General features: G+C 70.9%; 20 protein-coding genes. 6 read left to right on the top strand and 14 right to left on the bottom strand.

Annotated elements, in window-relative coordinates:
- Positions 1–59: 59 nt before the first annotated feature.
- Entirely contained in the window at positions 60–1,616 is a 1,557-nt protein-coding gene (locus AB0C19_RS03695; protein WP_357178846.1) for a S8 family serine peptidase, read from the bottom strand.
- Between the two features lie 216 nt (positions 1,617–1,832).
- Between AB0C19_RS03695 and AB0C19_RS03690 the strand changes: the two genes are divergently transcribed.
- The gene (locus AB0C19_RS03690; protein ID WP_357178844.1) at positions 1,833–2,432 is read left to right on the top strand and encodes a hypothetical protein; all 600 of its coding nucleotides are present in this window, start codon (positions 1,833–1,835) and stop codon (positions 2,430–2,432) included.
- On the opposite strand, the gene AB0C19_RS03685 is transcribed toward AB0C19_RS03690, so the two are convergent.
- From AB0C19_RS03685 to AB0C19_RS03675, 3 genes are all read right to left on the bottom strand, one after another.
- The gene (locus AB0C19_RS03685) at positions 2,400–2,798 is read right to left on the bottom strand and encodes a hypothetical protein (RefSeq protein WP_355004604.1); all 399 of its coding nucleotides are present in this window, start codon (positions 2,796–2,798) and stop codon (positions 2,400–2,402) included. The two genes, AB0C19_RS03690 and AB0C19_RS03685, sit on opposite strands and share 33 nt — an antisense overlap.
- 214 nt (positions 2,799–3,012) lie before the next feature.
- Positions 3,013–3,234 (bottom strand): DUF397 domain-containing protein, encoded by a 222-nt coding sequence (locus tag AB0C19_RS03680; RefSeq protein ID WP_091396369.1) that lies wholly within the window; start codon positions 3,232–3,234, stop codon positions 3,013–3,015.
- Positions 3,204–4,085, bottom strand: a complete 882-nt coding sequence (locus AB0C19_RS03675) for a helix-turn-helix transcriptional regulator (RefSeq protein WP_357178840.1) — start codon at positions 4,083–4,085, stop codon at positions 3,204–3,206. Before AB0C19_RS03675 ends, AB0C19_RS03680 begins: the two co-directional genes overlap by 31 nt.
- Before the next feature lie 626 nt (positions 4,086–4,711).
- On the opposite strand from AB0C19_RS03675, the gene AB0C19_RS03670 reads away from it, so the two are divergent.
- Entirely contained in the window at positions 4,712–4,996 is a 285-nt protein-coding gene (locus AB0C19_RS03670) for a hypothetical protein (protein WP_091396374.1), read from the top strand.
- Between the two features lie 104 nt (positions 4,997–5,100).
- Positions 5,101–5,556, top strand: coding sequence for a hypothetical protein (locus tag AB0C19_RS03665; protein WP_357178837.1), 456 nt, complete (start codon positions 5,101–5,103; stop codon positions 5,554–5,556).
- Positions 5,557–5,563: 7 nt separating this feature from the next.
- On the opposite strand, the gene AB0C19_RS03660 is transcribed toward AB0C19_RS03665, so the two are convergent.
- Together AB0C19_RS03660 and AB0C19_RS03655 are read right to left on the bottom strand one after the other, a co-directional pair.
- On the bottom strand, positions 5,564–6,406 hold the full coding sequence (locus tag AB0C19_RS03660; RefSeq protein ID WP_357178835.1) for a PASTA domain-containing protein: 843 nt from the start codon (positions 6,404–6,406) through the stop codon (positions 5,564–5,566).
- Between the two features lie 160 nt (positions 6,407–6,566).
- A complete protein-coding gene (locus AB0C19_RS03655) occupies positions 6,567–7,247 on the bottom strand; it encodes a PASTA domain-containing protein (RefSeq protein WP_357178832.1) in 681 nt (226 codons plus the stop codon).
- A 123-nt stretch (positions 7,248–7,370) separates the two neighbouring features.
- Here AB0C19_RS03655 and AB0C19_RS03650 point away from each other — a divergent pair, with 123 nt between their 5' ends.
- Positions 7,371–8,816 carry a hypothetical protein gene (locus tag AB0C19_RS03650; protein ID WP_357178829.1) on the top strand — a complete coding sequence of 482 codons (1,446 nt, stop codon included), beginning with the start codon at positions 7,371–7,373 and terminating at the stop codon, positions 8,814–8,816.
- 137 nt (positions 8,817–8,953) lie between these two features.
- On the opposite strand, the gene AB0C19_RS03645 is transcribed toward AB0C19_RS03650, so the two are convergent.
- Together AB0C19_RS03645 and AB0C19_RS03640 are read right to left on the bottom strand one after the other, a co-directional pair.
- Positions 8,954–10,432, bottom strand: coding sequence for a glutamate--cysteine ligase (locus tag AB0C19_RS03645; RefSeq protein WP_357178826.1), 1,479 nt, complete (start codon positions 10,430–10,432; stop codon positions 8,954–8,956).
- 310 nt (positions 10,433–10,742) lie between these two features.
- The gene (locus tag AB0C19_RS03640) at positions 10,743–11,324 is read right to left on the bottom strand and encodes a YceI family protein (protein WP_357178824.1); all 582 of its coding nucleotides are present in this window, start codon (positions 11,322–11,324) and stop codon (positions 10,743–10,745) included.
- A 99-nt stretch (positions 11,325–11,423) separates the two neighbouring features.
- Between AB0C19_RS03640 and AB0C19_RS03635 the strand changes: the two genes are divergently transcribed.
- Entirely contained in the window at positions 11,424–11,942 is a 519-nt protein-coding gene (locus tag AB0C19_RS03635) for a MarR family transcriptional regulator (protein ID WP_357178821.1), read from the top strand.
- Positions 11,943–12,172: 230 nt separating this feature from the next.
- Here the strand turns inward: AB0C19_RS03635 and AB0C19_RS03630 are convergent, their stop codons facing one another.
- The 3 genes from AB0C19_RS03630 to AB0C19_RS03620 form a co-directional block, all read right to left on the bottom strand.
- Entirely contained in the window at positions 12,173–14,833 is a 2,661-nt protein-coding gene (locus tag AB0C19_RS03630; protein ID WP_357178818.1) for a helix-turn-helix domain-containing protein, read from the bottom strand.
- Positions 14,834–14,966: 133 nt separating this feature from the next.
- Positions 14,967–16,115, bottom strand: coding sequence for an acyl-CoA dehydrogenase family protein (locus AB0C19_RS03625; protein ID WP_357178815.1), 1,149 nt, complete (start codon positions 16,113–16,115; stop codon positions 14,967–14,969).
- Between the two features lie 77 nt (positions 16,116–16,192).
- Entirely contained in the window at positions 16,193–17,725 is a 1,533-nt protein-coding gene (locus AB0C19_RS03620) for an acyl-CoA carboxylase subunit beta (protein ID WP_357178811.1), read from the bottom strand.
- A gap of 168 nt (positions 17,726–17,893) precedes the next feature.
- On the opposite strand from AB0C19_RS03620, the gene AB0C19_RS03615 reads away from it, so the two are divergent.
- On the top strand, positions 17,894–18,454 hold the full coding sequence (locus AB0C19_RS03615; protein WP_357178808.1) for a snapalysin family zinc-dependent metalloprotease: 561 nt from the start codon (positions 17,894–17,896) through the stop codon (positions 18,452–18,454).
- A gap of 54 nt (positions 18,455–18,508) precedes the next feature.
- On the opposite strand, the gene AB0C19_RS03610 is transcribed toward AB0C19_RS03615, so the two are convergent.
- The 3 genes from AB0C19_RS03610 to AB0C19_RS03600 all read right to left on the bottom strand — a co-directional run bounded on the left by AB0C19_RS03610 (position 18,509) and on the right by AB0C19_RS03600 (position 21,645).
- Positions 18,509–19,429, bottom strand: a complete 921-nt coding sequence (locus tag AB0C19_RS03610) for a hydroxymethylglutaryl-CoA lyase (RefSeq protein WP_357178804.1) — start codon at positions 19,427–19,429, stop codon at positions 18,509–18,511.
- A 177-nt stretch (positions 19,430–19,606) separates the two neighbouring features.
- Positions 19,607–20,974: a biotin carboxylase N-terminal domain-containing protein gene (locus AB0C19_RS03605; protein WP_357178801.1), complete on the bottom strand. Its 1,368-nt coding sequence runs from the start codon at positions 20,972–20,974 to the stop codon at positions 19,607–19,609.
- A 71-nt stretch (positions 20,975–21,045) separates the two neighbouring features.
- On the bottom strand, positions 21,046–21,645 hold the full coding sequence (locus AB0C19_RS03600) for a TetR/AcrR family transcriptional regulator (RefSeq protein ID WP_238669677.1): 600 nt from the start codon (positions 21,643–21,645) through the stop codon (positions 21,046–21,048).
- Positions 21,646–21,650: the final 5 nt, after the last annotated feature.

Genomic DNA, 21,650 nt, shown 5'->3' with positions numbered 1-21,650 from the left:
CCGTACGACGCGAGGCCCCACCCGGCGTGCCGGGTGGGGCCTCGTTCGTCAGAGACCGGTCAGACGGTCAGGGTCCAGGTGTTGATGTAGCCGGTGTCGGCCGAGTAGGTGTCCCGCACCTGAAGTCGCCAGATGCCGTCGGCGGCCTCACCCGACACGTTGACCGAGTACGTGGCGTTCACGTTGTCGGCGCTGTCCGAGGTGCTGCTGTTCTTCAGCCGGTACGAGCTGCCGTCCGGGGCGAGCAGGTCGATGACCAGGTCACCGCGGTAGGTGTGCACGATGTTCACCGCCACCGTGGAGGCGGAGGAGGCGTTGCGACCGCAGCCGGAGATGGTAATCGAGCTGGTCACCGCCGAGCCGGCGTCCGGGATCGACACGTCGGTGCCGTTGGTGCCGGTGCAGCCGGTGGGCGGCGGCGGGGTGCTGCCGGTGCCCACGTAGAGCAGCAGGTTCGGCGAGCCCGAGCCAGGGTTGCTCACCACGTTCGGCGTGGCGTTGGCCACCAGTTGGTTGCGGACCTGAGCCGGGGTCCAGCTCGGGTTGGCGCTGGCCACCAGGGCCGCCGCTCCGACCACGTGCGGGGTGGCCATCGAGGTGCCGCTGATCGTGTTGGTGGCGGTGTTGCTGTTGTACCAGGCCGAGGTGATCGACGAGCCGGGCGCGAAGATGTCCAGGCAGGTGCCGACGTTGGAGAACGACGACCGGGCGTCCGAGCTGGTCGTCGAGCCCACCGTGATGGCTTCCGTGGTACGCGCCGGCGAGGTGTTGCAGGCGTTCGCGCCGTTGTCGTTGCCGGCCGCCAGACCGTACGTGACACCCGAGGCGATCGAGTTGCGGACGGCGTTGTCCAGCGAGCTGTTCGCGCCGCCGCCGAGGCTCATGTTCGCCACCGCCGGCTTGATCGCGTTCGCGGTGACCCAGTCGACGCCGCCGATCACACCAGCGTTGGTGCCACTGCCGGAGCAGTTCAGCACCCGTACGCCGACGAGCTGGACGCCCTTGGCCACCCCGTACGCGGATCCGCCGACAGTGCCGGCCACGTGCGTGCCGTGCCCGTTGCAGTCGTCGGCCGACCCGCCGTCCACGGCGTCGTAGCCGGAGGTGGCCCGGCCGCCGAAGTCGTTGTGGGAGAACCGGATGCCGGTGTCGATGATGTAGGCGTGCACGTTGCTCGCCGTGTTCGGGTAGGTGTAGGAGCTGTCCAACGGCAGGTTGCGCTGGTCGATCCGGTCGAGGCCCCAGGAGGGTGGGTTGGCCTGCGTGCCGGAGATCGACACGGTGTGGTTCTGCTCGACGTACGCCACCGCCGGGTCGGCCGCGATCCGCGCCGCCGCGCTCGCGTTCACAGTGACCTCGAAGCCGCGCAGCGCCGCGCCGTAGGTGCGGGCCACGGTGCCGCCGTGGCGGCCGGAGAGCCGCTTCGCGGTGTCGCCGACCCGGTCCCGGGCCACGGCACTGTCCTTGAGTACGACGATGTAGCTGTCCGGCACGGCGGTGGCTCCGCCGGCGGCCCGAACCACACCCACGGGTTCGGCGGCCAGGGCTGGGGTACCGACGGCCAGCACTGTCGCCGCGGCCACCCCGATCAGTACGGACCTTCGTGGAAGACCCATTTCCTACCTCCCTCTGACCGGCAGTGGAACGTGACCACCGGTCCCAACATCAATCGACACTTGCCGATCTAGCTGAGGGTAAGTCAGCCGTCGGGCAGTTGAACATGTCGAAACGGCCATACCTTCGAGTGATGACCCCCTACGGGCCCGGCGTCCGGGGCGAACGGGGGACGAGCCCGGATTCGCCTCGCCGGGAATCGGGAAAGACTCTCGAACATGGAGAGTCAGCTCACCATCCTGCTCCCGGTCGCCGCCGTCTGGCTGGCCGCCGGCATCGTTGCCGACGGCCTTCCCCGGCTGCGCAACACCCGCATGCTGCGTCGGCGTACCGGATGGTTGCTGGCGCTGGCCCTCACCGGCGTGGCGCTCACCGCGGCCGTGCTCGGCGGCGGGCTGCTCAGCGCCGGCACCGCGCCGGTCGACCGGGCCGCCGCCGGGCTCACAGTGGCCGCCGGCCCGGCGCTCGTGGCGACGGTCTGCTCGGTACGACGGATCCGCCGGCTCTGGGCCGGCGCGGGCGCGTTCGCCAGTGCCCCCGCCACCCCCGCGCCGCACGGGCTGCGCGCCGCCGCGGCCCACCCGCTCGTCGGGCTGCCACTACAGGTCACCGCCCTGGCCACGCTGCCGGCGTTGATCGCCGCCGCTGGCGCGGACCTCGGAGCCGACCCCGGCGTCACCGGGCCGGCGATCACAGTGGGCGCGCTCGCGGTGATCGCCATCGGGGTCCGGCACGCGCTGCGCCACAACCGCTTCGCGGAGCGGGCCCAACCCGCCGTCGCAGGGTCAACGCGGGCGGCTGGCGCTCTGCACGTATAGCAGCTCCAGGATCGACCTGGTGGCCTCGAACCAGCGGTCCAGCCAGTCCTGCGAGGGCACTGTGCCCTTCGGCGGCAACTCCATCAGCAGGCCACGCAGCAACGGGTGGTCCGCCAGGGACTCGGGCGGCTCCATCGGCCAGCCCGCCGGCGGGAACGACGGCTCGATCAGCGGGTTCGGGTCCAGTGAGGGCAGCGAGAGCGGGGGATCCGTCGTCTCGGAATCGCCCTCCCGCCCGCTCAACTCCTGGTCGGTCGAGACCACCTCGGTCAGAACCGTGTCCCGACGAGCGCCGCGGTACTTGCCACCGAACCGCTCCGGCTTTGCCGGACCGGTGGTGAGGTTGTCTGAACCGATCGTCGTCATCCGTCTCGCCTACTCGCTCGGTTGCGGGTCGGTGCGGCGGGTCGTCGACCAGCGCCGTACCGACCGGTTCAACGAGACGGGGACGCTCTGGCGACGGGAATCCCGACGGAACCTCTCCGACCCCCCGCTGCGACGCGACAGTCAGCCGCGCCTACCGCGGACGCGACAGAGTCCCCGACCGGCGAACCGGACGGGGACTCCGTTGACCAGTCGGTCAGACCGCGCCGAACACACCACCCCGGGTGCCGGCAACGAAGGAGTGCCAGTCACCCGGAGCGAAGACCAGGGCGGGGCCCGCCTTGTCCTTCGAGTCCCGCACTCCGACCGCCCCCGTCACGTACGCCACCTCCACGCAGTTGTCACAGTTCGGCCCACTCTTCGAGCTCTTGAACCATGCTGCCTGCGTCAGGTCCACGGGGAACCCTTTGGTCGCCATTTCCACAACGGCTCCTCTGCCAGTTTTGCGATGTGTGCGACGGACTCCTCCGGACGTATGGCCGCAGCGCGGATGTGATCGAAGATGAAGCTGTACTTCTGTAGTTCGTCGCTCTTCTCCAGGAAGAGCCCACCCGTGGCGTTCTCCGCGTACACAACATCCGGATCACCGGGCTCAGGGAAGCTGAGGATCGTGAACGTGCCGTCCATGCCGGCATGCGCACCCACCTCGAAGGGCAGGATCTGCAGCGTCACGTTCGGCAACTCGGCCACCTCGACCAACCGCTTGAGTTGACCGCGCATCACCTCGTCCCCGCCCACCGGCCGACTTACCACCGCCTCATCGAGCACCACCCACAGATCGACCGGATCGTCCTGGGTCAATAACGACTGACGGCCCAAACGGACACGCACTCTTTGATGCACCTGATCGGCGGTGAAGTCCGGCCGAGCGGCACGGATCATGGCACTGGCGTACTCCTCGGTCTCCAGAAGACCCGGAACGACCTGCTGTTCGTACGCCCGGATCGAACTGGCCGCCGCCTCCAGCCCGACGTAAGCGCCGACGAGCACCGTGCTGTAGGGGTGCCACCAGCCCTTCTGGCGGGCCTCCCGGGCGATCTGCACGAGCTCGTCGCTCTCGGCGCCGACGACGCCGTAGATCCGCAGCATGTCCCGCACGTCGCGTGGGGTGGCCGTCGTGTGCCCGGTCTCGATCCGGGAGACCTTCGACGCCGAGCACTCCAACTGTTCGGCGACCACCTCGATGGTGATTCCGGCGGACTCCCGCTGGCGACGCAGCTCGGCCCCGAGCCGCCGCCGTCTGATGGTGGGACTGCGCCGCTCACTCATCGCGCAACCCGTGAGCCACTGGTCCCCGCCGCTGGCTGCTCGACCCCACTCGGGCTACCTCCGGTAACGCGCCACTGGGTGACACCCGCCGGGGGCGCGACCGTCGACCGGCGAGCGTTCGCGACGAAGGGGGTGGTGCCGGTCCTCGGCCGGCCGCGACGGGCGAAACCGGTCCCCAGTCTGCCGCCCGGACGCGGATGGCTTCAATAGGCCTTTCGCGTGACACGCTCACGTATCGGCAAAAGTCGACGTGCAACTTGCATGAAGCACGTCCCTGATGCACTCTGTCCGTATGGCACGGATCACTCAGCGTCTCCGTTCGGTCCCTCGCAGTGGTGACCCCACCGCTTCGAGGAAGCCGGGCACGGCGCGGGCCCGGCCGACGACAACGCGACCTGCTCCGGGGTAAGGACCCCGCCGCTGCAAGCCGGCAAGCTGCGGCGGCGGGCGCGGTTCCCGGAAGCAACCGGGTGGTGGTCGGGTGGCGGCACGTCACCAGCGGGGTACGGCCCGACCACTGCCATCCGCACCACCGGTTCACGAGGCACGACCCCGTCACCGGCCGAGACGTCCCCCGTTCAGGCACCGCCGGCGCGACCGCCGGCCGATCCTCCCCAGGAGCCCATGTGCTTCCCCGCACCGGTGACGTACTGCACGTGACACGCGCGGCGAGTGTCCAGTTCCTCAGGCCGATCAAGTTCCGGGTGATCCGGGTGCTCGACTGGCCGACCTATGACGGCTGGCTCTGGCTCGACGGCTACGAGTTGAACGCCGCGGGCGACGCGGTCACCCGACGGTCGATCTTCGTCCAGCGGGAAGGGCTGCAGCAACTGCAGGCCGCCCCCGAACCCCGCCCCCACACCGTGCGGGCCCGCCGCCCGGTCGCGCGTACCCCGCTCCGGGTGGGCTGACCGACCCGAACCGCCGCCGGGGGGCGTGCCGTCGCCATAGAATCGGTACGCCCACCCCGGCACCGTTCCACCCGCTCGTCCAGGACCCTGACCCTGGGATGGTCATGGTCAATCAGCCCGCCCTGCGGCGGCACCACCGCTCTCGTATCGCCTATGCCTTCGGACTCCTCGCCCTCCTCGGGGCGATGGCGACAGTCCTGGTCCTCGTCCGTGACCCGGCGATGTCGTCCACCCGGCTGACCGCACCGGTGCCCGCACCAGAGATCACCGTGCTCGACTCCGACCCGCCGACGGGCGACGGCCATTCGGTCTACGAGGAACCCGGCTGGACCGACACCGGTTCCCCGGCCGACCACGCCGGTGGTGCCGACCCGACCGGGCCGGTGTCCGGCCTTGGTGCCGGCGGCCAGTCCGACGGCCGTCAGGAACTCACCGAAGCAGCTCCGGCCGGGCACAACGCCACTGACGTCCGCCGCTCCCTCTTCTGGTCCGGCATCTTCGGCCTCGCCATCTCACTGGCCGGCATCGGCCTCGTCAGCACCCGCCGCCGGATGTGGTGACCAGCGGTCACGGCGTGCTCGTCACAGTGGGGCTCGGCGTGGTCGGGCTCGCCCCGGTCGGCGTCCCGGCCTGCGAGATGATCAACAAGACCTCGTCGTCGGTCGACACCGACGTGCCCGCCTCCGGCTCGGTGCCCACCACCGTCCCCGGTGGCAGCTCCGACGGGCGGTACACCACCCGGTAGGCCAGGCCGAGCCGAGCCAACAGCCCTTCGGCGGTGGCCTGCGGCAGGCCTGCGAGCGGAGGCACCGGCAGCTCGTCCGGCGCGTCAGTGGTCGGCGAGCTGCTCGGCGACTCACTGGTGGGCGCCGCCGACGTGGAGGCTGCGCTGGTCGGCGGGGCGCTGGGGGCACTGGTCGGCGGAGGGGACGGGGTGGGCCCACGATCGTCCCGATCGTCATCCTGCTGGGCGAGCACCACCCAGAGCGCACCCCCGAGCAGGCCGGCGAGCAGCAGCGCCAGTACGCCCCAGAGGATCGGCGACCACCACCGCCGACCACCCTGCTCCTCGACGTACCACTCACCGCCGGCCTCGTCCGGTCGGGGCGAGCGCACCTCGGCCCGACCTGACCAGGCCGGCGGCATCGGCGCCGTCCGGTCGGCCGGCGGACCCGGCCGGGTGCCGGCGGACCTGTCGATCGGCATGGTCTGGTCGGGCGACAGGTCGGGACGAGCCGGAACAGTCCTGTCGATCGGTGCCGTCTCGTCCGGGTCGGTGGCCGCTGGCGTCGGTTGCGTCGGCTCCGGTCGGTCGGCGGCGGGCCCGGGCCGGTCAGCGGCGGGGGGCAGGGGGCGGGTCCGGTCATCGTCGTGCTCGCCGGCGGGCGGCTCCTGGCGGTCGTCGCTCATCGCACGTCCTTTCCCGAACCCGGACGGGCGTCATGGCCCTCGACCGCCAACCTAGTCGCCCACACCGCCATCGGTGGGGATCAGCGTGCCGAGCCGCGCCGGCTGCCGACGGGACAGGACGGCGTCAGGCGCCGGCAGGCTCGAGCCCGCCGGCCTGGAATCACTGCGTGGGTTTCGCGGTCGGCTGGCTGTCGGAGCCGCACCAGATGCTGACCTGGTCGTTCCACCGGGCCGGGCCGTCCTCGGCGGGCTCCTGCCGGCTGACCTTCCCGGTACGTCCGCTGAGGTAGCGCGGGTAGAGGCCCTCGTCGACCAACTCGTCGGCGGCGTCGGCGCAACTCTTGCCGACCACGTCCGGCACCTCGGCGGCCGGCGCCGGCCCGGCGACCTGTAGTTGCACTGTCGTTCCCCGGGCGACCTCGGTGCCCACGTCCGGTGTGGTGCTCTCGACCGTACGGCCGACGCCGCCACCGAAGACCAGCCGCCAACCCAGCCGCTGTTTGCGCAGCGTGTCCCGGGCCTGCTCGAAGTCGGTGCCGATCACCGGCGGCACGGTCAGGCCGGCCGCCTTGGTCGGGGTGGCGGAGGTCTGGACCGCAGACGGTGTCGGCCGGCCGCTGCTCGGTCGGGGTGCGGTGGCCCTGGTGGTCGACGCGCCAGCAGTGGTCGCAACGGCCAGCGGGTCACCAGAGGGTGCTTCGTCCTCGCCGGCCAGCAACCAGCCGCCGGTCGCACCCACTGCGGCGAGCAGCACCGCCGCCAACCCGCCACCGAGCACGACGCTGGCCCGGCCCGCACCGCCACCGGCGGCATTCTGCTGGCCCGTGTTCGTGTCCGTCATAACGCCCACCGCCTCATCACCGGCGACCGTACCGCCCGCCGCCCAATCCGCCCGCACCGGCGGTCCACACCGGCGGGTCTTTGCGACTCGCCGCGCCGACGACGGGACGTTACGCTGCCCGGCATGGCCAGACAGGGCTGGGGAGTGTCGATCGCGACGGCGATCGGGGTCGCTGCCGGCGCGGGTGCCGCACAACTGGGCTTCGGCTACGGGCTCGGCGTCATCACCTGGACGCCCACCGATGCCGGTGCGACCGACACAGCCTGGGCGGACGGCCTCGCCTGGGCCACCTGGCTCGCCGCCAGTTCGACGGTCCTCGGCGCGGTCTGCGCGCAGCGTCTGCACCAACGGAACGCCCCGGCGAAGACCGTGATCTCTCCGGAAACGTCGCCCGACGGCGCTGCCCGCCAGGAGGGCCCGCAGCTCGACGATCGGAAGCCGGAGCACGAGGGCCCGGTCGACGGGCCTTCACCGGCCGTCGACACCGCCCGCCCGGAAGTGGCGGGCACGCCACCACCGGTGGCGGAGCCGCCGGTCCACGACCGAGGCGGCCTGCTGCGCCGGGTGGCCCTGGCGCTTGGCGCCGGGCTGGGCGGCCTGGTCACGGTGCTGTTGATCGCGGTGCCCGCGCGGGTCGCGACCGGCGCGGACACCGGCGCTCCGCAACGGACGGCCGCCCTACAGGCGACGCTGGGCATCCTGATCGGCGTCCTCGTCGCGATCTGGGCGCTTCGCTCCCGAGCAGCAGCGGTCAACGTGACAGCGACGGCCGCCTGGCTCTGGCTGCTCGCGGTGATCTCCGTGATCGACGGGGTACGCGTCGGACGAGGGCTGACCGGCGCGCAACTCGGCACCTGGCAGTTCGACCCGGACCACGCCCGGTACTGGATCGGGGGCCAGCTCTACTGGCCCGGCGCGCTGCTGGCGCTGGTGCCCGCGCTGCTGATCGGCGTACTGGCCGCCCGGCGGTCCGCCCGCTCGGGCGAGCACCGCGTCGGTGCGGCGGCCTCCGGCGCGGCAGGCCCGGTGCTCGTCGCGCTCGCCTACCTGACCACCCTGCCGCACTGGTCGACGCTGGGCCCCGCGCAGCTGTCCACCCAGCTGATCGCCCCGTACGCGGTGATCGCCGGTATCGGCGGCTCGGTGCTGGCCGCCCGCCTCGGCGAGCGAAGCGAACGGAACCGCCCGGCCCAACTGAGCCGCTCGGCCGAGCCGAGTGCGGTGCCTCGGGACACGGTGGCCGACCCGGCCCCGGTCGCCGAGACCGAGCCCACCCCGCCGGTCTCCGGCTCGACCGCCACAACCTCAGCCTCGACCGCCACAACCTCAGCCTCCACGGCCGGAACCGCGGCGCGGCGCAGGAGGGCCGACGCCCCACCGCGGACGCCCCGGACGGACTCGCTGCCGGGCGACACCACCGCAGCACCGCAGGTTCCCGCCCCGCGTACGGACCCGGACCTCGCGGATCCGGCCGGTCGTCCCACCGAAGCAACAGCGGCAGAGGACCTGACCGCCACGAGCCGGCGCACCCGAGCAGCCCGCCGCGCCACCCGCCCCACCACCGACTAATACCGCCCCACCCCACCCCACCCCAACCCCCACCCACCTGCCCTGTTGATCATGAAGTTATTGCCACCTCGCCCGGCGTGTCATGGCAATAACTTCATGATCAACGCGCTCGGGGGGTGGGGTGGGGGTGGGGTGGATTAGGTGGTTGGCCAGGTGTGGACGGGTTCGTTGGTGCGCTGGAGATCGGCGTAGCGCTGGACCATGTGGTGTAGCGCGGCCGTCCGGTCCATGCCGTGGTGCCGCTCCGCCGCCCAGACCGCCTCGGTCTGCCAGACGGCGCCGTTGCGGCCGGTACGGCAGCGCTGCTCGATGATGTCGAGCAGCCGATCCCGCTGCGCCGGGGCGACGCCGAACCCGTCCAGACCGGTGGCGGCGGTGGGCAGCAGTTGGTCCAGGACGAGCTTGGTGACCGGCACGTCGCCGAGCCCGGGCCAGTGCAGCACGGCGTCGAGGCCACGTCGGGCGGCGGCGTGGAAGTTCTCCTCGGCGGAGCTGAAGGTGAGTTGACTCCAGATCGGTCGGTCGGCCTCGGCCAGGCCGCGTACCAGCCCGAAGTAGAAGGCCGCGTTGGCCAGCATGTCCACCACCGTCGGACCGGCCGGCAGCACCCGGTTCTCCACTCGCAGGTGAGGGCGGCCGTTCATGATGTCGTAGACCGGACGGTTCCACCGGTAGACGGTGCCGTTGTGCAACCGCAGCTCCCCGAGCTGTGGCACACCTCCGGCGTGCAGGACCTCCACCGGGTCCTCGTCCTCGCAGATCGGCAGCAGCGGCGGGAAGTACCTGACGTTCTCCTCGAACAAGTCGAAGATCGAGGTGATCCACCGTTCGCCGAACCAGACCCGCGGCCGTACTCCCTGGGCCTTCAGCTCGTCTGGACGGGTGTCGGTGGCCTGCTGGAACAGGGCGATCCGTGTTTCGGCCCACAGTTGGCGGCCGTACAGGAAGGGGCTGTTCGCCCCGACTGCCACCTGCACCCCGGCGATGGCCTGGGACGCGTTCCAGTAGTCGGCGAAGCTGTCCGGGGCGACCTGGAGGTGGAACTGGAGGCTCGTGCAGGCGGCCTCGGGGGCGATCGAGTCGGTGTGCGTGCGTAACTGCTCAACGCCGCGAATGTCCAGCTCGATGTCCTCGCCCCGGGCGCCGACGATCTGGTCGTTGAGCACCCGGTAACGCTCGTTGGTGGAGAGGTTGTCCTCGACCAGGTGCCCCTCGGTGAGGGTGGGCAGGATGCCGACCAGGACGATCTTCGCGTCGGACCTGGCGGCACGCTCGTCGGCCCGGGAGAGGCTGCCGCGCAGGTCGTGCTCGTAGTCGGCGAAGCCGGTGCCCTCGATCAGTCGGGGCTCGGCGTTGAGTTCAAGGTTGAACTGCCCCAACTCGGTCTGGAAGAGAGGGTCCGCGATGTCGGCGAGGATCTCCTCGTTGCGCATCGCCGGCTCGGCGGCCGAGTCGACCAGGTTGAGTTCGATCTCCAGGCCGGTCATCGGCCGGTCGGCGTCGAAGCCGAAGTCGTCAAGCATCAGGGCGAAGACGTCCAGGCACCGCCGCACCTTCTGCCGATATCGGACGCGATCATCCCGGGTGAAGGCGCCCTCTGAGACGTCCCTGCCCATGTGTCCTCCCGACGGCCGGCGCGGTCGGGATCATGCCGTCCCGGAAGCGCTTTGTGAAGCATCCACGGTAAGAGCGCCCACCTGACCGGGGCCAGAGGCCGACGGCGTTGATCCGACGGCGACCGGAGCGGACGCGCTCGTGGCGCCATCTGTACCCCGTCGTCGACTGGCTGGACCCGATTGCGGTGCGAACAACCCGTGACAATTACCACCAGTGGGAACGACGCAGGGCCCGCGCCGACGTGCGGCGCGGGCCCTGCGTTTCGGATCGCCGTGAGGGTTCCCCCTGCCCTCCGGCGATTCCGGGACATCAGGCCTGACGGACGGCCTCGCCCTCGATCTCGATCTTGATCTTGCGGCTGACCAGCACGCCCCCGGTCTCCAGGGCGACGTTCCAGGTCAGGCCGAACTCCTCGCGGTCGATCTCGGTGCTCGCGGAGAAGCCGAAGATGTCCTGGCCGAACGGGCTGCGGCCGACACCCTCGAACTCCACCTCCAGCTCGACCGGGCGGGTGACGTCCTTGATGGTCAGCTCACCGGTGAGCACGAACTCGCTGCCGCGACGGGACTTGACCCCGGTGCTGCGGAACTCGAGCGTCGGGAACTTCTCGGCGTCCAGGAACTCGGGGCTGCGCAGGTGGGCGTCCCGGTCGGTCTGGGTGGTGTCGACGCTGGCGGCCTGAATGGTGGCGACGACCGACGACTGCAGCGGGTCCTCGGCGACGGTGATGGTGGCGGTGGCCTCGTTGAACTCACCGCGAACCTTGCTCACCATCATGTGCCGGGCAACGAAGCCGACCCGCTTGTGCGCCACGTCGAGCGCGTAGGTGCCGGCCGCCGGGATGGTGAGGCCGTCCCAGTCGCGGGTAACCGCATCGATGCTGCTGGTCATGGTGCTGTCCTCCAGGAGATTGTTTAGTAGCCCAACGACTGCTTGAGCAACTATAACCGTTGCAACATTCCCCGTGTCAACCACTGGTATGATGAACGGGTGACCAACGTCTTCGACGATCCCCGGATCACCGCCGTCGGCCTGCTCTTCGAGGCACACGCCGGGCTGTCAGCCCGGTTCAACGCCCAACTCGAGGAGCACGGCCTTTCCGCGGTCGAGTTCGAGGTCATCACCCGACTGGCCCGCTCGCCGGGCAACCAACTACGCATGACCGACCTCGCCGCACAGACCTCCCTCTCGACCAGCGGAGTGACAAGGGTGGTCGACCGGATGGAGCGCGACGGGTTGCTCACCCGCCGGGCCTGCCCGAACGACCGACGCAGCTCGTACGCGGTGGTCACCGCCACCGGGATGCAACGCCTGAACGAGACGCTGCCCGGGCATCTTCAGATGATCGAACAGTGGTTCACCGGGCAACTCGACCCCGAGGCGCTGGCAGCCCTGCTCGACGGGTTGCGTCGGGTCCGCGACGCCGCGCATCCGTGCGCCACCGCCGGCAGTGACGACGTCGGCCCGGAGCAGGTCGCCGCCACCGACAGCGCCACCCGACGGCACTGACCACCACCCGCCGTCGGGCGGCGGCAGCGGCAGAAAGACCGGCAGAACTGACCCGGCCAAGCTGGAGGATTCGGTCCAAGCCGACTTTCTGCCAGCGCGCCGGTGGCACGCTTCCTGCACCGGGGATCACCGGGGGGTGACGGCGCGGGCGATCAGCGAGGGGTAGCACCAAAGGGGGCTCTTCGCCCGCGCCACTCTCACCGCTGCGATCCGCTCGGGGAGAGCGCAGGCTACTGAGCCGGTCCACCTCGGGCGGCGAGCAGCGCGTAGAGCAGTCCCGACTCCTGCGGCAACAGCCGGATGCCGCCCTCCGCACAGACCCGGTCCAGTCGATCGAGCACCGACGGGTCCGCAGTGCTCGCAGCCAGCCCAACCAGCGCCTCCACCGCGTCGCGGCGATCCTGCCCCGCATGGTCGGCCGCGGCCGCGAACCACTCGGCAGCCAACTCCCGGTCGCCCCGGTGCAGCGCCAGGTTCCCCTCGATCAGCGCACAGAGCCCGGCCTCCGGCCCACCCCAGGCCAGCGCCGCGTCGTCCGAGCGCGGTCGCGGTCGCGGCACGGTCGGCCGCGCCGGCAGCGCCTCCACACCCCCGGCACGCAACTCGGTCAGCACCTCGGTGGCCTCCGCGGCCCGCCCGTCCTGGGCGAGTGCGAGCCCGACGGTCCCGAGCACCCGACGGCGACGCCCGGGATCACCCAGCTCGGACAGGGCCACGATCGCCCGCCGACCACGGTCGATGGCGTCCGCGTACCAGCCCTCCAGTCGGGCGACCTCGGCTCGATTGGCCCAGCCCAGCACCCGCAGTCGCTGCTCCCCACTCTCGGCGGCGAGTCGGTCCACAGCGGCGAGCCGGCGACGGGCCGCAGCCAGATCACCTGCGCGGATCTCGTGCCAGGCGAGGCTGTTCTGGGCCACCGCCAGGTCCCGGGTCCGCCCGTTGCGGGCAGCCAACCGCAGTAGCGCCTCGGCCTGCTCGCGAGCCTCGTCCTGCCGCCCCACGGAGATCAGCAGGGTGCCAAGCACGTTCCGCGCCTCCAACTCCCCGGTGACGTCGCCGGCCTGTTGAAAGGTGTTCAACGCCGCACGGGCCGTCGACAACTCCTCGGCACCCGCGCCGTGCTCCGCCGCCAGCCTGGCGACCCCGAGGGCGGCCCAGCCACGCAGAAGAGGATCAGCGTCGGCGGTTCGCGGGTCCGCCAACAGCCGCCGCAACCACTGCCGACCGACGACGTCGCGTCCGCGGAACCGCCACCAGCGGGTCAGGCAGGCCGCCAGGCGCAGCGCTGTCAACGGGTCGTCGGTGGTCGCGTGGGCCAACGACGAGCTGATGTCACTGCTCATCTCGTCCAGCCGGTGCACCGCGTCGGGTAACCGTGGGCCGGTCAGGTCACTGGCGGTACGGGCCACCAGGCGCGCGATGACCTCGGCGTGTCGACGCCGGATACAGGTCAGCTCGCCTGCACCGGCCGCCTGCTCGACGGCGTAGTCACGGACCGCGTCGAGCAGCCGGAACCGGAACGACCCGGATCCGCGTACGCTCAGCAGCCCCAACTCGACGAAGCGGTCCAACAGTGGAACCGGGTCGATCGCCACAGTGCCGTCCCGGTCGGCCTCGTCGGCGAGCATCTCCTCGGCCAACTCGACCGACCAGCGGTTACCGAAGACGGCCAACTGCCGCAGCGCCGCCTGCTCGTCCGACGCCAACAGGCGGTAGCTGAACGCCACGGCGTCCCGCAGGGTGACGGCGACCGAGACCGCCGCACGGGTGTCGGGGCCGCTCGTCCGGCTGCCGAGCGCCTCCGGTGCGTCCCAGACCGGGTGGGCGGACGCGTCGGCGGGAGTGGCCAGGTCGAGCACCCGGTCGCCGTACCGGTCGAGCAGTTCGGTGAGGTCGAGCAGACGGCCCCGGGCGGCCATCAGCTCGATGGCCAACGGCAGCCCGCCCAACCGGCGCACCAACGCGGCGAGCGCCGGCAACTCGGCGGGGGTGGGTGGCTCCCGGCGGACCTGAGCGAGCCGGGCGGTGAACAACGCGACCGCCGGCCACGATTCGAGTCCGGAGTGCTCGGCCTCCGGTGGTGGCACGTCGAGCGGCGCGACCGGCCAGACCCGCTCACCGGGCAACCCGACCGGGTGCCGCCCGGTGACCAGCACCCGCAGCGAGGGCAGTGCGCCGAGCAACCGGTGCAGAGTCGCGGCCACCGGGCCCGGGGCGCGCTCCACCGCGTCCATCACCAGCAGCGTCGGCCGCCCGGCGAGCAACGCCACGAGTTCGGGCAGGCGCGCCACGCCGAGCACCGACATCGAGGCGGCGAGCACGTCCGGACCGTCCGCACCCTCGCCCACCAGCACCCCTGCCACACCGGCCGGGTGGGCGGCGGCCACCAGGTGCGCCACCGACGTCGCCAGGGCGGTCTTGCCGACGCCGGCCAACCCGACGAGGCTCACCAACCGGGGGCCTCGCTCCGCGGTCAGCATTCCGGCCAGCTCGGTGAGGTCGCGCTCCCGGCCGATCAACGCGACCGGGGGCGGGAGCGCTACCGACGGGTCGGCGGGTGCGGCGGCCGACGTGGCGTTGCCGCCGACCGCGAACGTCGTCGAGGTGGCGTCCGGCGAGGCCGGTTCGACACCGGCGCCGCGGGCCGCGGCCAGGAACGCCGCCCGGCTGGTGCCGGTCAGCGCCAGCGCCCCGGCGAGCAGCTCGACAGTGGTGCGTTGTGGCCGAATCGAACGGCCACGCTCCAGGTCACGCACCGTACGGACACCCACCCTGGCCCGGGACGCCAGCTCGGCCTGGGTGAGGCCGGCGGCGCGTCGATGCCCGCGGAGCAGCTCCGGCAGAGTGGTACGTCCAGCCGGGCTCCGCGACCACTCATGATCCGGAGTCATGGGCACGAAGAGTACGGATGGACTCCGACCGTCGGCAGTCGAACGTCGGGCTACTGACGCCCACTCGCCGAAACCCGACAGCCGTACGGACAGTCCGTTCGGGACGACCGGCCGATCAGTTCGGCGGGGCCACTCAGAGGCCCAGATCCCGAGCGATGATCATGCGCTGCACTTCACTGGTGCCCTCGCCGATCTCCAGGATCTTGGAGTCCCGCCAGAACCGGGCCACCGGGTACTCGTTCATGAAGCCGTACCCGCCGTGGATCTGGGTGGCCTCCCGGGCGTTGTCCACGGCGATAGTGCTGGCGTGCAGTTTGGCGATGGCGGCCTGCCGCTTGAACGGCTCGCCGGCCAACATCCGCGCGGCGGCGTCGTAGTACGCCAGGCGAGCGGTGTGTGCCTTCAGCTCCATGTCGGCGATCTTGAACTGGATGGCCTGGTTGGCGCCGATCGGCTTGCCGAAGGCGTGCCGTTCCTTCGCGTACTTGATCGACTCGTCGACACAGCCCTGCGCGAGGCCGACGGCGAGCGCGGCGATGGCGATCCGGCCCTCGTCGAGGATCCGCAGAAACTGGGCGAAACCCCGGCCCCGCTCGCCGAGCAGGTTGGCGGCCGGCACCCGGCAGTCGTCGAACGTCAGCTCGTGGGTGTCCGAGGCGGTCCAGCCCACCTTGGAGTAGCCGGGCGCGACGGCGAACCCGGGCGTGCCGGTCGGCACGATGATCGTCGACAGCTCCTTGGAGCCGTCCGGGTTCGTGCCGGTCACCGCGGTGACAGTGACCATGGCCGTGATGTCGGTCCCCGAGTTGGTGATGAACGCCTTCGACCCGTTGATCACCCACTCGTCGCCGTCCAGCACCGCCCGGGTCTGCGTGCCGGCGGCGTCCGAGCCGGTGCCCGGTTCGGTGAGACCGAAGCCGGCCAGCGCCTCTCCGCTGAGCAGCCGGGGCAGCCAGGTCGCCTTCTGCTCCTCGGTGCCGAAGCGGTAGATCGGCATCGCGCCCAGCGAGACCGCCGCCTCCAACGTGATGGCGACGCTGGAGTCGACCCGGGCCAACTCCTCCAGGGCCAGGCACAGCGCGAAGTAGTCGCCGCCCATGCCGCCGTGCTCCTCGGCGAAGGGCAGACCGAACAGGCCCATCTTGCCCATCTGCCGGATCACCTCGTAGGGGAAGGTGTGCTGCTCGTAGTGCTCGGCGATGACCGGGGCGATCACCTCGCGGGCGAATTCCCGCACGCTCTCGCGCAGCGCCGCTTGTTCGTCGGTGAGCCGGAAGTCCATCTCATCCTCCTGTAAGGACGGTCCGCCTCGGCGCTCGTGACGCCGACGCGGGTCGCTGTGCGGGCCTGAGTCGGTGATCAGACCGGTGTGACGCCGTGCCGACGGCGGGAGAAGTGCCGATCCTTGGTACGCGCCGCCGCGAATCGGCGAACCAGCTCGGTGCGCAGGTCGTGCGGCTCGACGATGGCGTCCACCACCAGCTCGCTGGCCAGCCGGACGACGTCGATGTCCTGCTCGTACTCGGCCCGCTTGGCGGCGACGAAGGCCGCCCGCTCGTCCTCGTCCGCAATGGCGGCGATCTTGTTGGCATAGACAGCGTTCACGGCAGCCTCTGCGCCCATCACGGCGATCTTCGCGGTCGGCAGCGCGATGGTGGCGTCCGGCTCGAACCCGGGGCCGGCCATCGCGTAGAGGCCGGCGCCGTACGCCTTGCGGACCACCACGCAGATCTTCGGAACTGTCGCCTCGGAGATCGCGGTGATCATCTTGGCGCCGTGCCGGATGATGCCCTGCTTCTCCACGGCGCTACCGACCATGAAGCCGGGTACGTCGCTGAGGAACAGCAGCGGCACGTTGAACGCGTCGCAGAGCTGCACGAACCGGGTGGCCTTGTCGGCCGAGTCGACGAAGAGCACGCCGCCCTTGAACATCGAGTTGTTGCCGACCACCCCGACGACCTGACCGTCGAGACGGCCGAAGCCGATGGTGAGTTCCTTGGCCCAGAGCGCCTGGATCTCGAAGAACGAACCCTCGTCGAGCAGGCCCTTTACGTACCGCCGCATGTCGAACGCCTGCCGCTCACTGGCCGGCACCAAGGCCGCCAGGTCGGCCTTCGCGGGCGCGGCGACCGCCGGTGCGGTCGGCGGCGCCTGCGTCCAGTTCGCCGGCAGGTACGACAGGTAGGTCCTCACGACGTCGAGCGCGTCGGCCTCGGTCTTGCAGAGGAAGTGCCCCACGCCGGATTCGGCGGTGTGCACCTTCGCCCCGCCCATCGCCTCCAGGGTGGTCTTCTCGCCGGTGACCATCTCGACCATCCGGTCGGAGCCGAGGTACATGCTGGCGTTGCCGTCGACCAGCGCCACGACGTCGCAGAACGCCGGGATGTACGCACCACCGGCAGCGCTCGGACCGAACAGCGCGCAGACCTGCGGGATCGAGCCCGAGGCGCGGACCTGGTTCCAGAAGATCTTGCCGGCGCCACGCCGACCGGGGAAGAGGTCGACCTGGTCGGTGATCCGGGCACCGGCCGAGTCGACCAGGTAGACCATCGGCACGCCGGCGCCGTACGCCCGCTCGATGATCCTGATGATCTTCTCGACGGTGCGGGCACCCCAGCTGCCGGCCTTGACTGTGGAGTCGTTGGCCATCAGGCAGACCTGTCGGCCGTCGATGGTGGCGGTGCCGGTCACCACGCCGTCGGCGGGCAGCCCCTCTGCCATCGTGTTGGCGTAGAGGCCGTCCTCGACGAACGAGCCCTCGTCGACCAGGAGTGCGACCCGTTCACGGGCGAAAAGCTTGCCCTTGGCCGCGTTGGCCGCGTGGTACTTGTCCGCGCCGCCGGACCGGGCCCGCTTGCGCAGCTGCTCCAGTGCCTCACCGTCGAGCGTCACGCCGACTCCTCCGCCATACTGACCTGAACGATCGTTAGGCTAGCGCATCGGCGTGGTTGTCGGCGACCTACGAGCGAACCAGACAGCGAAGCCGAGAGCAAGACATTGAAAAACGTGAATACATATCGCTAGGCTCCTGGCACCCCTCCTCCCAGATCGGAGTCAGCGATGACCTCACGACTCAACCGGCTCGCCGTCGCGTTGCTCGCGACGACACTCGCCACCCTCGGCATCACGGTCGCCAACCCGTCGCCCGCGTCCGCCGCCATGACCATCTGCTACAACACCAGCCAGGCGGGCAACTACGCCAGCGTCGCCAACCAGGCGGCCTCGATCTGGAACAACGCCACAGTCAACCTGACGCTCTCCGCCAACTGCGGCTCGAACCTGCGCATCTACCGGATCACCGGCGGCGGCTCGTACGCCCAGCGGACCAGCCTCGGCAACGGCCGGGTCTACATCGACACCCAGCAGGCCGCCCAGTACAGCGTGCTGCGGATCATGACCCACGAGATCGGGCACATCCTCGGCCTGCCGGACAACTACAACGGAAACTGCGCCCTGCTGATGTCCGGCGGCAGCGCCGGCACCAGCTGCACCAACGCCTACCCCAGCACCGCCGAGGCGAACCGGGTGAGCAACCTCTTCGCCGGCACGTTCAGCGCCACCGACCGCAGCGCGGACATCTTCCGCGACAGTTGGCCGGGCGCGCTCGCCTCGGTGAGCTGACCGACCTGGCACGTGGAAGGGGCCGGCGCGTGCGCCGGCCCCTTCGTCGCGTCCTCAGCTCGGCAGCGGCGTCAGCCGGGTACGCGGACCGGCCCGCAGCACACCGGACGGCAGCTTCTTGCCGAGCAACTCCTCGGCCAACTCCGCCACCTCGATGAGCGCCGGCAGGTCGATGCCGGTGTCGATGCCCATGTCGTGCAGCATGTGCACGGCCTCCTCGGTGGCCAGGTTGCCGCTCGCCCCCGGCGCGTACGGGCAGCCACCGAGCCCACCGACGCTGGCGTCGAACTCGGTCACCCCCAGCTCGAGCGCGGTCAGTAGGTTGGCCAGCGCCGTACCCCGGGTGTTGTGGAAGTGCAGCAGGACCGGTACGTGCGCGTTGCGGTCGCGTACCGCGGTCAGCAGCTCGCGGACCCGGCGTGGGGTGCCCATGCCGGTGGTGTCGCCGAATGCGACCCGGTCCGCGCCGTCGCGGACCACCCGGTCCACGATCCCGGCCACCCGCCGCGGGTCGATGTCCCCCTCGTACGGGCAGCCGAAGCTGGTCGCCACGATCACCTCGACCCGCGCCGACGCGCCGTGCAGCAGGTCGATCAGCTCGGCGATGTCGTCCAGCGACTCGTCGGTGGACCGGTTGACGTTGCGCCGGTTGTGGGTGTCGCTGACCGAGACCACCACCTCGATCTCGGTGAATCCGGCGGCGAGGGCCCGCTGGGCGCCCCGGGTGTTAGGCACCAGCGCGGAGTACCGCACCCCGTCGGCCCTCACCGCCCGCTGCCACACCTCGTCGGCGTCGGCCATCTGCGGGATCGCCTTGGGGTGCACGAACGACACCGCCTCGATTCGGCGTACGCCGGTGCCGGAGAGGGCGTCGAGCAGCCGAACCTTGGCGTCGGTCGGGATCGGGTCCTCGTTCTGCAACCCGTCCCGCGGCCCAACCTCACGAATGGAGACGGAATCTGGCAGGTCCGCCATTAGGGGTCACCTCACTGTGACGAAAGCAGCGCTTAGGGGGTCCTCCCAGCATGCCACCCCGCTGTTGATCAAGAGGTTCGCGTCATCCGCGGCGCGAATCCTGACGCAAACCTCTTGATCACCGGGGCGGTCAGGGGGGCAGGGGGGGTCAGGGGGGGTCAGGGGGGTCAGGGGCGGTCAGCGCATGCGGGGGACGATGCCTGTGTCGTAGGCGCCGGAGAGGAACTCGTCGTTGGTGAGCAGCTCGGCGAAGAAGGGGACGTTGTTCTTCGGGCCCTCGATCTGGAACGCCGCGACGGCTGCCTTCGCACGATCGAGCGCCTCGTCGCGGGTCGCGCCACTGACGATCAGCTTGGCCAGCAGGCTGTCGTAGAACGGGGTGACAGTGTTGCCCTCGGTGTAACCGGAGTCCACCCGGACACCCTCGCCCGTCGGTTCCACCCACGTCCTGATCACACCCGGGCCGGGCAGGAAGCGCTTCGGGTCCTCCGCGTTTATCCGCATCTCGATGGCGTGCCCACTCGGGGTCAACGCGTCCGGGTCGAACGTCGGCGCCAACCCGGAGGCCACCCGCAACTGCTCCTCGACCAGGTCGATGCCGTAGACGTACTCGGTCACCGGGTGCTCCACCTGCAACCGCGTGTTCATCTCCAGGAAGAAGAAGTCTTCGGAGCCGGGGGCAGCGTCAGCAGCGTCCCGCTCACGCGGAACCAGCAGGCACTCCACAGTGCCCGCGTTGCGGTAACCGACCGCCTCGCCGGCCCGCACCGCCGCCGCCAGGAGCCGGGACCGCAGCTCCGGCGAGACAGCCGGCGACGGGGACTCCTCGACCAGCTTCTGGTTGCGCCGCTGCACCGAGCACTCCCGCTCGCCGAGCGCCACCACCCGGCCATCCGCCAGGCCGAGGATCTGCACCTCGACGTGCCGTACCCGGGGGAAGTACCGCTCGATCAACACCGAACCGTCGCCGAACATCCGCTCGGCGAACGCGCGCACCTTGTCGTACTCGGTGCGTAGCGCGGCCTCGTCAACCGCCACGCCCATGCCCATGCCGCCGCCGCCGGCCGCGGCCTTGACCATCACCGGGTAGCCGATCTCGGCCGCAGCCGTGACCGCGGCGTCCAGGTCGGCGGCCGGGTCGGTGGTGCCGGGCGCGACCGGAACACCGGCCGCCGCCATCAGGTTCCGGGCGTTGATCTTGTCGCCCATCGCGGTGATCGCGTCCGCGTCGGGTCCGACCCAGATCAGGCCGCTCGCCTCGACGGTACGGGCGAACTCGGCGTTCTCCGACAGGAAGCCGTACCCGGGGTGGATGGCCTGGGCGCCAGTCGACTTCGCGGCGGCGAGGATCGCCTCGGTGTTGCGGTAGCTCAGCGCCGGGTTCGGTGGGCCGATGAGGACCGCCTCGTCCGCCTCCGCGACGAACGGCAGGTCGGCGTCGGCCTCCGAGTGCACAGCGATCACGCGGATGCCGAGCCGCTTGGCGGTCCGGATGATCCGGCGGGCGATCTCGCCCCGATTGGCGACCAGCAGTGACTCGATCATGTTTCCTCCCGGCGTCCGGATGGTGGGACGATGTCAGGGAATCATGACCGGCACGGTTCTGACGAGTCGGCTCAGGCGAGCAGCGCGGCCAGGGTCGCGCCGCGCAGCAGCTCGGCGCGGCGTCGCCTGTCCACCTCACCACCGAGGAACGGCGTCGAGTTCATCAGGCCGAACGCGGCGTGCGCGAGAACCCGCGCCTCACCGTCGGGCATCCCCGGGTGCAGCGCGGTGAGCACGGTCACCCACTCCTCGACGTAGAGCCGTTGCAGACGACGAATTCGGCGTCGTGGCTCCTCGGGCAGGCGGTCCAGCTCGTGCAGGTGCAACGCGATCACCGCCGGATTGGCCAGCGCGAACTCGACGTGGAAGTCGATCAGCGACTCCAGCACGCCGCGCGGGTCGTCCGAGCGCCCGACGGCACGTTCCCGCCCACCGGCCAGCAACCCCTCACTGACCGGAATCAGCGCGGCGGCCAGCATGGCTTCCTTGCCCGCGAAGTGGTGGTAGAGCGCCGGACCGGTGACCCCGGCGGCCGCGCCGATGTCGTCCATCGACACGCCGTGATAGCCACGCGCCGCGAACAGACCTACCGCGATCTCCAGGATCTCGTCCTTGCGGGACCTGCGCCGGCCCGCACCCGCCGCACCCCGTGCCTGCTGCTCCACCGTCACCGGGC

The organism is Micromonospora sp. NPDC048842 (assembly GCF_040649935.1).
Taxonomy (GTDB): Bacteria; Actinomycetota; Actinomycetes; order Mycobacteriales; family Micromonosporaceae; genus Micromonospora; species Micromonospora hortensis.
This window is presented reverse-complemented; position numbering and strand designations above follow the sequence as displayed.